Origin of the sequence: Streptomyces sp. NPDC058534 (assembly GCF_042717365.1) — a bacterium.
Classification (GTDB): Bacteria; Actinomycetota; Actinomycetes; order Streptomycetales; family Streptomycetaceae; genus Streptomyces.
Genome location: NZ_JBHXNW010000103.1, coordinates 18,205 through 27,057, shown reverse-complemented (window position 1 = coordinate 27,057; position 8,853 = coordinate 18,205). Strand labels below are relative to the sequence as shown.

Below are 8,853 nucleotides of genomic sequence, written 5' to 3'. Positions count from 1 at the left end.
CCCGCAGCGGGTGGCGCGTCAACACAGGTCACTTCTGTGGCCGACCGATTCCGCGCCGTTCCGAGGACGGACACCCCCCGGCGCGGCCCCGACCCCCCACCGACCGCAACGCGCTACGCACACCCCCACCGAAGCAGCCACAGGCCGCCGCAGGCATCAGCGTTCGGGATCCGGGCGGCCACCGATCCAGTCCTGGACCACGCGACGTGGGCCGGACCAGCGGCGGTCGTGGTGGTAGGCCCGCAGGCGGGCGCGGGCGCGGGCCCGGGGCCGGCCGGTGTAGAAGCGGCGGGCCCAGGGCGACCCCGGCCGGGCCAGCCGGACCGCGCCGATCAGCGCGATCACGGGCACGATCACGCCGAAGATCGCGAGCCGCGTCTTGCCCTTGACCAGGGCGAGCAACGAGAACAGGAAGTTCGCCGCGACGGTCGTGATGACGCTCGCGCGGTCCCGCAACTCGTCCTGGTCCACCCCGTCGACCCCGAACGGCGTGAACCCGGCGAGGACCAGCCCCACCAGAGCCGCCGTGAGCACCACGACCTCCACGCTCTTGCGCCCCGCCTCGGTCCAGTACACGTCGTCGAGATGCAGGATCAGCGCGAACTCGTCCAGGACCAGCCCCGCCCCGATGCCGAAGACCACGGCCGCGAGGACGGACCCGAACCCGTGCCGTCCCCCCGCGACCGCCCCGAACCCCCCGATGACGGTGAGCAGGACCCCGGGCACCACGTGGTGGATGTGCACCCCGCCCGCCTGGACGTTCCCGAACGGCCCCTTCCCCGCCCGGATCAGCCGGGTGATGACCCGGGTGATCACGAACGTCAGCACGAAGGACGTCAGGGCGAGGAGCAGCGGCAGCTTGCCGGGTTCCACGATGTTCCGCTGCCACCAATCTCCCATATGCGCACTTTATCCCCGCCCCTCGCCAAGGCCCTGCCGGCCACCGCCGGGTACTCTGCGCCGGTGTCCAGGACCCCCTCCCCCGACGGCCTCCGCTTCGCCTTCGGCACCCTCACCGTGTTCCCGGTCAAGGTGACCCGCTGGGACAGGGAGGCGGCACGCGGCGGCATGCTGTGCGCGCCACTGGCCGGGCTGGCCGTCGGCGCCGCCGCCGCCGGCACCGGGCTCCTGCTGCTGTCCCTGGGCGCCGGCAGCCTGCTCGCCGCCGTCGCCACCGCCGCCGTACCCGCCGTACTCACGCGGGGACTGCACCTGGACGGCCTGGCCGACACCGCGGACGGACTGGGCAGCGGCAAGCCCGCCGAGGACGCCCTGCGGATCATGAAGCAGTCGGACATCGGGCCGTTCGGCGTACTCGCCCTGCTGTTCACACTCCTCGCGCAGGTCGCCGCGCTGGCGCAGGCCTACGACGGCTCCTGGGCCCGGGGCGCGCTCGCCGCCGTGGTCTCGGCGACCGCCGCCCGCTTGGCGCTCACGCTGGCCGCCCGCTCCGGGGTGCCCGCCGCCCGCCCGGAGGGACTGGGCGCGGCGGTCGCCGGGGTGGTTCCGGCCGGCGGGGCGCTGGGTGTGGCCGCCGCCGTCACACTGGCGGTCGCGGGCGCGGGCGCGTTCCTGGGCCCGTACGACGTCCCGCGCACGGCACTCGCCGTACTGTGCGCGGTCGCCGCCGCCGAACTGCTGCTGCGCCACTGCGTCCGCCGCTTCGGCGGCGTCACGGGTGACGTCTTCGGCGGCGTCGCGGAGACGGCGGCCACCACGGCACTGGTGGTGTCGGTCCTCGGCTGAGCCCGGAGCCGAGACGCACCGGCCTCAGCAGGCCTCCCGCCACACCCCCAGCTCGTACTTCTTCAGCATCGAACTGAGCCGCATCTCCCGCGACTCGGCGCAGAACCGCTCGGTGGGCAGCTCGTACTCGACGTGGAAGACCGCCTTGTCCGCGTCGATGAACGGCTGGTTGTCGCCGCACTCGCCGTACTGGGCACACTGCTCGTTGACCGCGAAGTCGAAGTCGTCGACCAGTTCGGGGATCTGGTCGAGGTCGTTCTTGAGTCCGACGGCCATCCCGCGTTCGTGGGCGAGTTCAGCGATCAGCCGGTTGTAGCGGAGCTGGTCGTCCGCGGTGAGAGGGAAGCCGGTCTCGTTCCGGTAGCCGTCCATGTTGTCCGGCTCGACGGCGTCGAAGCCCTTCTCCCGGCACATGTCGAGGCGTTCGGCCATCAGCGGCTCCAGGACGTCCGTCGCGCGGATGTCCAGCCACCGCTCACCCTCCCAGCCGTTGCCCTTGCCGAGCACGGACTTGGGGAAGTCACCCGCGTCGGGCCGGAAGTCCTCCCAGGCGCCGGTGGAGAGGTAGCAGATGACCTTGCGGCCGTCGTCGTGCAGAGCGGCGACCGTGGCCTTCGTGTGGTCGAAGCCGTCGATGTCGTAGACCGGCACGTCCACGGAGGTGTCGAGCTTCCCGCTGAGCTGCCACTGCCAGGCGGTGCCGGGCCGCGGCCGCCAGTGGTCCGCGCTGTCCGCGCCGTCCGCTCCGCCCCCGCCGTCAACGGGGGACGAGGTGCAGCCCGCGAGCAGCAGGAGGAGGGCTATCGACAGGGCCGGGCGTCTCACGGGGGTGCTCCAGGGTGTGGGGTGGCGCGGTGGCGTACCCCAGGAATGATCTCTCATCCCGGGTACCCGGCGGGAAACCGCGGCCCCGCGGGAGCGGACGCGCGCGGGCGCGAGCGTAGGCTCGTCCCGGGTGTTCGCCCGCCCGGGCGAGGACCGCGTCGCAGGAGGGATCCAGGGTCGGATGTCGGGCCCGGTCGACCCACCCGCATTCGGCCACACCAGACTTCATACGGAAGCGAGAATTCACCACCGTGACTGCTCTCACTCTCAGCACCGCAGCGGCGCCCGGCCTCCGGGCCGACGCGATCGTGATCGGTGTCGCCAAGGACACGGCATCCAGGTCCCAGGGCCTGGTCGTCGCACCCGGCGCCGAGGCCGTGGACAAGGCGTACGACGGCCGGCTCGCCGGCGTCCTGGAGACCCTCGGTGCCTCCGGCGCCGAGGGCGAGGTGACGAAGCTGCCCGCTCCGTCCGGCTTCAAGGCACCCCTCGTGGTGGCGGTGGGTCTCGGCGCCCAGCCCGAGAAGGACGCCGCCTTCGACGCCGAGGCGCTGCGCAGGGCGGCCGGTGTCGCCGCCCGCACCCTGGCCGGCGCCAAGAAGGCCGCCTTCGCGCTCCCGCTCACCGAGGCCGCCGACGCCGGCGCCGTCGGTGAGGGCGTGCTGCTCGGCGCGTACTCCTTCGACGCCTACAAGGAGAAGGGTGCCGCCAAGGCCAAGAACGGCAAGGCCCCGCTGGCGGAGGCCACGCTGCTCGGCGGCAAGCCCCGCGACAAGGCGTACAAGGCGGCGGTCGAGCGTGCCGCGGCCGTCGCCGAGGAGCTGAACCGCGCCCGCGACCTGGTCAACACCCCGCCGAACGACCTCGACCCGGAGGCGTTCGCGGCGGTCGCGCAGGCCGCGGCCAAGGAGCACGGCATCAAGGTGCAGGTGCTCGACGAGAAGGCGCTGACCAAGGGCGGCTACGGCGGCATCCTGGGCGTCGGTGCCGGTTCGGCGGCGGGTCCGCGGCTGGTGAAGCTGTCGTACACGTCGTCCAAGGCGACGAAGTCCCTGGCGTTCGTCGGCAAGGGCATCACCTACGACTCGGGCGGCATCTCGCTGAAGCCGGCCGGGCACAACGAGACGATGAAGTGCGACATGGCCGGTGCCGCCGCCGTGTTCGCCGCCGTCGTCGCCGCCGCGCGCCTGGGCCTGGAGGTCAACGTGACCGGCTGGCTGGCGCTGGCCGAGAACATGCCCTCGGGCTCCGCGACGCGCCCGGGTGACGTGCTGCGGATGTACAGCGGCAAGACGGTGGAGGTGCTCAACACCGACGCCGAGGGACGGCTCGTGCTCGCGGACGCGCTGTGGGCGGCGTCGCAGGAGAAGCCGGACGCGATCATCGACGTGGCGACGCTGACCGGCGCGATGATGCTGGCGCTGGGCAGCCGGACGTACGGGGTCATGGCGAACGACGACGCGTTCCGCGCCGCGGTGCACGAGGCGGCGGAGGAGGTCGGCGAGCCGGCCTGGCCGATGCCGCTGCCGGAGCACCTGCGCAAGGGGATGGACTCGGCGACCGCGGACATCGCGAACATGGGTGAGCGGATGGGCGGCGGTCTGGTGGCCGGCCTCTTCCTGCGCGAGTTCGTGGGCGAGGGCATCGTCTGGGCGCACCTGGACATCGCGGGCCCGGCGTTCAACGAGAGCGGGCCGTTCGGGTACACGCCGAAGGGCGGCACGGGTACGGCGGTGCGGACGCTGGTGCGGGTTGCCGAACTGGCGGCTGCGGGTGACTTGGGCTAGGGGCGCCTGAGAGCTCGGGGGTGCGGGTGATCGGGCGGCTGCGGGTCCGTCGTGACTTGTCGCGCCCACGCGGCGGAGCCGCAGATCAGATACAGCCCCGCGCCCCTGGGGGCGTCACCTCGTCCTGCGTCGCGGGAGAACGTGGGGCGTCTCACACCCCGGCCCCACGTCTCTTTCGGCTCCCACAAGTGCGAAGATGGAGCCCGGCAGGACAGGGCCCACCCAAGGGCCGAGAACAATGAGCGGCCGGACACCAGCCGCCGACCGGTCACTGGAGACCGGCGTGGCGCACATGCATGGAGGACGTGACGTGGCGAACGACGCCAGCACCGTTTTCGACCTAGTGATCCTCGGCGGTGGCAGCGGTGGTTACGCCGCGGCCCTGCGCGGGGCGCAGCTGGGCCTGGACGTCGCCCTGATCGAGAAGGGCAAGGTCGGCGGTACCTGCCTGCACAACGGCTGCATTCCTACGAAGGCCCTGCTGCACGCGGGCGAGATCGCCGACCAGGCCCGCGAGAGCGAGCAGTTCGGTGTGAAGGCCACCTTCGAGGGCATCGACATGGCGGCCGTCCACAAGTACAAGGACGACGTGATCTCGGGCCTGTACAAGGGCCTGCAGGGGCTCATCGCCTCGCGCAAGGTGACCTACATCGAGGGCGAGGGCCGGCTGTCCTCGCCGACCTCCGTGGACGTGAACGGTCAGCGCGTCCAGGGCCGCCACATCGTGCTGGCGACCGGCTCCGTGCCGAAGTCGCTGCCCGGCCTGGACATCGACGGCGACCGGATCATCTCCTCCGACCACGCCCTCAAGCTCGACCGCGTGCCGAAGTCCGCGATCGTGCTGGGCGGCGGCGTCATCGGCGTCGAGTTCGCCTCCGCGTGGAAGTCCTTCGGCGCCGACGTCACGGTCATCGAGGGCCTCAAGCACCTCGTGCCGGTCGAGGACGAGAACAGCTCCAAGCTGCTGGAGCGCGCCTTCCGCAAGCGCGGCATCAAGTTCAACCTGGGCACCTTCTTCGAGAAGGCGGAGTACACCCAGGACGGCGTCAAGGTCACCCTCGCCGACGGCAAGCAGTTCGAGGCCGAGGTCCTGCTCGTCGCCATCGGCCGCGGCCCGGTCTCCCAGGGCCTGGGCTACGAGGAGGCCGGGGTCGCCATGGACCGCGGCTTCGTCCTCGTCGACGAGTACATGCGGACCAACGTCCCGACCGTCTCCGCCGTCGGTGACCTCGCTCCCACCCTCCAGCTCGCGCACGTCGGCTTCGCCGAGGGCATCCTGGTGGCGGAGCGGCTCGCCGGCCTGAAGACCGTCCCGGTCGACTACGACGGCGTGCCGCGGGTGACGTACTGCCACCCGGAGGTCGCCTCCGTGGGCATCACCGAGGCCAAGGCCAAGGAGATCTACGGCGCGGACAAGGTCGTCGCCCTGAAGTACAACCTGGCCGGCAACGGCAAGAGCAAGATCCTCAAGACCGCGGGTGAGATCAAGCTCGTGCAGGTCAAGGACGGTGCCGTGGTCGGCGTCCACATGGTCGGCGACCGTATGGGCGAGCAGGTCGGCGAGGCTCAGTTGATCTACAACTGGGAGGCGCTGCCGGCCGAGGTGGCCCAGCTCGTGCACGCCCACCCGACGCAGAGCGAGGCGATGGGCGAGGCGCACATGGCGCTGGCCGGCAAGCCGCTGCACTCCCACGACTGACCTCCCTCGGTCATTGGGCGCGACGACACAGACTTCCGCAATTTCGTAAGGAGCAACCGAAACCATGGCGGTTTCCGTAACCCTTCCGGCGCTCGGCGAGAGCGTCACCGAGGGCACCGTCACCCGTTGGCTGAAGGCCGAGGGTGAGCGCGTCGAGGCCGACGAGCCGTTGCTCGAGGTCTCGACCGACAAGGTCGACACCGAGATCCCGGCACCCGCGTCGGGCGTGCTGTCCTCCATCAAGGTCGCCGAGGACGAGACCGTCGAGGTCGGCGCCGAGCTGGCGCTGATCGACGACGGCACCGGCGCCCCGGCCGCCGAGCAGGCCGAGCAGGCCCCGCAGGCCGAGCAGGCCGAGCAGGCCGCCGAGCCCGCCCCCGAGCCCGCCGCTGCCGCCCCCTCCACCGAGCAGGCCGCCCCGGCGCCCGCTCCGAGCGCCGAGCAGTCCGGCGGCGGCTCCGCCGAGGGCACGGACGTCGTCCTGCCCGCGCTCGGCGAGTCCGTCACCGAGGGCACCGTCACGCGCTGGCTGAAGTCGGTCGGCGACAGCGTCGAGGCCGACGAGCCGCTCCTTGAGGTGTCCACCGACAAGGTCGACACCGAGATCCCCGCCCCCGCGTCCGGCACCCTGCTGGAGATCGTGGTCGGCGAGGACGAGACCGCCGAGGTCGGCGCCAAGCTCGCCGTCATCGGCGAGGCGGGTGCCGCTCCGGCCGCCGCCCCGGCCCAGGAGGCTCCCGCTCAGGAGGCTCCGGCCCAGGAGGCCAAGCCCGAGCCCACCCCGGCTCCGGAGCCGGCTCCCGCGCAGGCCGCCCCGGCTCCGGCCCCGCAGGCGCCCCCGGCTCCCGCCCCGCAGCCGGCCGCCCCGGCTCCGGCTGCCACCCAGGCCGCTCCCGCCGCCGCCCAGCCGACGGACGAGGGCGCCTACGTCACCCCGCTGGTGCGCAAGCTCGCCGCCGAGAACGGCGTCGACCTGTCCACCGTCAAGGGCACCGGCGTCGGCGGCCGTATCCGCAAGCAGGACGTCATCGCCGCCGCCGAGGCAGCGAAGACCGCCCCGGCTCCGGCCGCCGCCCCTGCCGCGCCCGCTGCGAAGAAGGCCCCCACCCTGGAGGCCTCCCCGCTGCGCGGCCAGACCGTCAAGATGCCCCGCATCCGCAAGGTCATCGGCGACAACATGGTCAAGGCGCTGCACGAGCAGGCCCAGCTGTCGTCGGTCGTCGAGGTCGACGTCACCCGCCTGATGAAGCTGCGCGGCCGGGCCAAGGACGCGTTCGCGGCCCGAGAGGGCGTCAAGCTCTCGCCGATGCCGTTCTTCGTCCGGGCCGCCGCCCAGGCGCTGAAGGCGCACGCGCCGATCAACGCCAAGATCAACGAGGCCGAGGGGACCATCACCTACTTCGACACCGAGAACATCGGTATCGCGGTGGACTCCGAGAAGGGCCTGATGACCCCGGTCATCAAGAACGCCGGTGACCTCAACCTGGCCGGCATCGCCAAGGCGACCGCCGACCTGGCGGGCAAGGTACGGGCCAGCAAGATCAGCCCGGACGACCTGGCCGGTGCGACCTTCACCATCAGCAACACCGGTTCGCGCGGCGCGCTGTTCGACACGATCATCGTGCCGCCGGGCCAGGTGGCCATCCTCGGCATCGGTGCCACGGTCAAGCGTCCGGCCGTCATCGAGACGGAGGAGGGCACGGTCATCGGCGTCCGCGACATGACGTACCTGACCCTGTCCTACGACCACCGCCTGGTGGACGGCGCCGACGCCGCCCGCTACCTGACGGCGGTCAAGGCGATCCTGGAGGCGGGCGAGTTCGAGGTCGAGCTCGGCCTGTAGTCCCCTCGCCAATGGCCTGTACGGTGCCCCCGCCCGGAGTTCTCCGGACGGGGGCACCGTCACGTTTCGGCGAGGGCACGCTGTGTAAGTCTCGTCTCACCTGCGTCAAAGCGCCCCCGTGCGCCCTTCCCGCCCGCCGGGACGGCCGTATTGTTACTCAACGTCAAACGCCCCAGGGTCCCTCCCGTCGCCCGACCACCGCCCCTCAACGAGGCCCTTACGGGCCGCTGTACTGGATTCCAGGCCCCTCCCGAAGGAGCTCTCATGACCGCGCCCGTCGTCCACTCGCTGCGCGAACAGATCCGCGAGCACATCCTGGAAGGGATCATCAGCGGACGCTGGCAGCCGGGCGAGCGGATCGTGGAGCGCCGGATCGCCACCGAGCTGGAGGTCAGCCAGACGCCGGTGCGGGAGGCGCTGCGGGAGCTGGAGTCGCTGCGGCTGATCGAGTCGGCGCCGAACAAGGGCGTCCGCGTGCGCAATCTGACCGCCGCGGACCTGGAGGAGAGCTACCCGGTCCGGGCCGGTCTGGAGGCCATCGCGGCGGAGCTGGCGGCGGAGCGGCTGGCCGTGGACTGCTCGGCCCTGGAACCGCACGTCGCGGCGCTGTACGAGGCCGACAGGGTCTCCGACGGCACGGGCCAGGTACGGCACACGGTGGGTTTCCACCGGGAGCTGGTCCGGGCCGCGGGCAACTCGGTGCTGCTGCACACGTGGGAGGGGCTGGGCATCGAGGTGTTCACCGCGCTGTCGATACGGTGGCTGGGCACGGTGCAGCAGTCGTACGCGGAGGAGCACGAGGAGCTGGTCGCAGCCTTCCGCCGCCGGGACCCCCGCATCCCCGAGATCGTCAAGGCGCACGTCCTCGGCTGCGCGCCCCGCGCCTGACCGACCCTGGGGGCTGCGCCCCCAGACCCCCCGATTCCGCGCAGTTCCCCGCGCCCCTTCAGGGG

The 8,853-nt window shown here is 72.1% G+C and carries 7 protein-coding genes; 5 read left to right on the top strand and 2 right to left on the bottom strand.

Annotated elements, in window-relative coordinates; translation table 11 throughout:
* Window positions 1-156: 156 nt before the first annotated feature.
* Window positions 157-900 carry a hypothetical protein gene (locus ACFWR9_RS38640; RefSeq protein WP_383851184.1) on the bottom strand — a complete coding sequence of 248 codons (744 nt, stop codon included), beginning with the start codon at window positions 898-900 and terminating at the stop codon, window positions 157-159.
* Window positions 901-963: 63 nt separating this feature from the next.
* Between ACFWR9_RS38640 and ACFWR9_RS38635 the strand changes: the two genes are divergently transcribed.
* Window positions 964-1,746, top strand: coding sequence for an adenosylcobinamide-GDP ribazoletransferase (locus ACFWR9_RS38635; RefSeq protein WP_383851181.1), 783 nt, complete (start codon window positions 964-966; stop codon window positions 1,744-1,746).
* Window positions 1,747-1,770: 24 nt separating this feature from the next.
* Here the strand turns inward: ACFWR9_RS38635 and ACFWR9_RS38630 are convergent, their stop codons facing one another.
* A complete protein-coding gene (locus ACFWR9_RS38630) occupies window positions 1,771-2,571 on the bottom strand; it encodes an endo alpha-1,4 polygalactosaminidase (RefSeq protein WP_383851178.1) in 801 nt (266 codons plus the stop codon).
* A 251-nt stretch (window positions 2,572-2,822) separates the two neighbouring features.
* On the opposite strand from ACFWR9_RS38630, the gene ACFWR9_RS38625 reads away from it, so the two are divergent.
* The 4 genes from ACFWR9_RS38625 to ACFWR9_RS38610 all read left to right on the top strand — a co-directional run bounded on the left by ACFWR9_RS38625 (window position 2,823) and on the right by ACFWR9_RS38610 (window position 8,788).
* Window positions 2,823-4,358: a leucyl aminopeptidase gene (locus tag ACFWR9_RS38625; RefSeq protein ID WP_383851175.1), complete on the top strand. Its 1,536-nt coding sequence runs from the start codon at window positions 2,823-2,825 to the stop codon at window positions 4,356-4,358.
* 310 nt (window positions 4,359-4,668) lie between these two features.
* The gene (gene lpdA, locus ACFWR9_RS38620) at window positions 4,669-6,057 is read left to right on the top strand and encodes a dihydrolipoyl dehydrogenase (RefSeq protein ID WP_383851172.1); all 1,389 of its coding nucleotides are present in this window, start codon (window positions 4,669-4,671) and stop codon (window positions 6,055-6,057) included.
* 64 nt (window positions 6,058-6,121) lie between these two features.
* Window positions 6,122-7,900 (top strand): 2-oxoglutarate dehydrogenase, E2 component, dihydrolipoamide succinyltransferase, encoded by a 1,779-nt coding sequence (gene sucB, locus ACFWR9_RS38615; protein WP_383851169.1) that lies wholly within the window; start codon window positions 6,122-6,124, stop codon window positions 7,898-7,900.
* 264 nt (window positions 7,901-8,164) lie between these two features.
* On the top strand, window positions 8,165-8,788 hold the full coding sequence (locus ACFWR9_RS38610) for a GntR family transcriptional regulator (protein ID WP_383851166.1): 624 nt from the start codon (window positions 8,165-8,167) through the stop codon (window positions 8,786-8,788).
* Window positions 8,789-8,853: the final 65 nt, after the last annotated feature.

Excerpts from the sequence above, each read along its gene's own strand:
- ACFWR9_RS38640 (WP_383851184.1), bottom strand. The coding sequence starts at position 900 with ATGGGAGATTGGTGGCAGCGGAACATCGTGGAACCCGGCAAGCTGCCG.
- sucB (WP_383851169.1), top strand. The coding sequence starts at position 6,122 with ATGGCGGTTTCCGTAACCCTTCCGGCGCTCGGCGAGAGCGTCACCGAG.
- ACFWR9_RS38610 (WP_383851166.1), top strand. The coding sequence starts at position 8,165 with ATGACCGCGCCCGTCGTCCACTCGCTGCGCGAACAGATCCGCGAGCAC.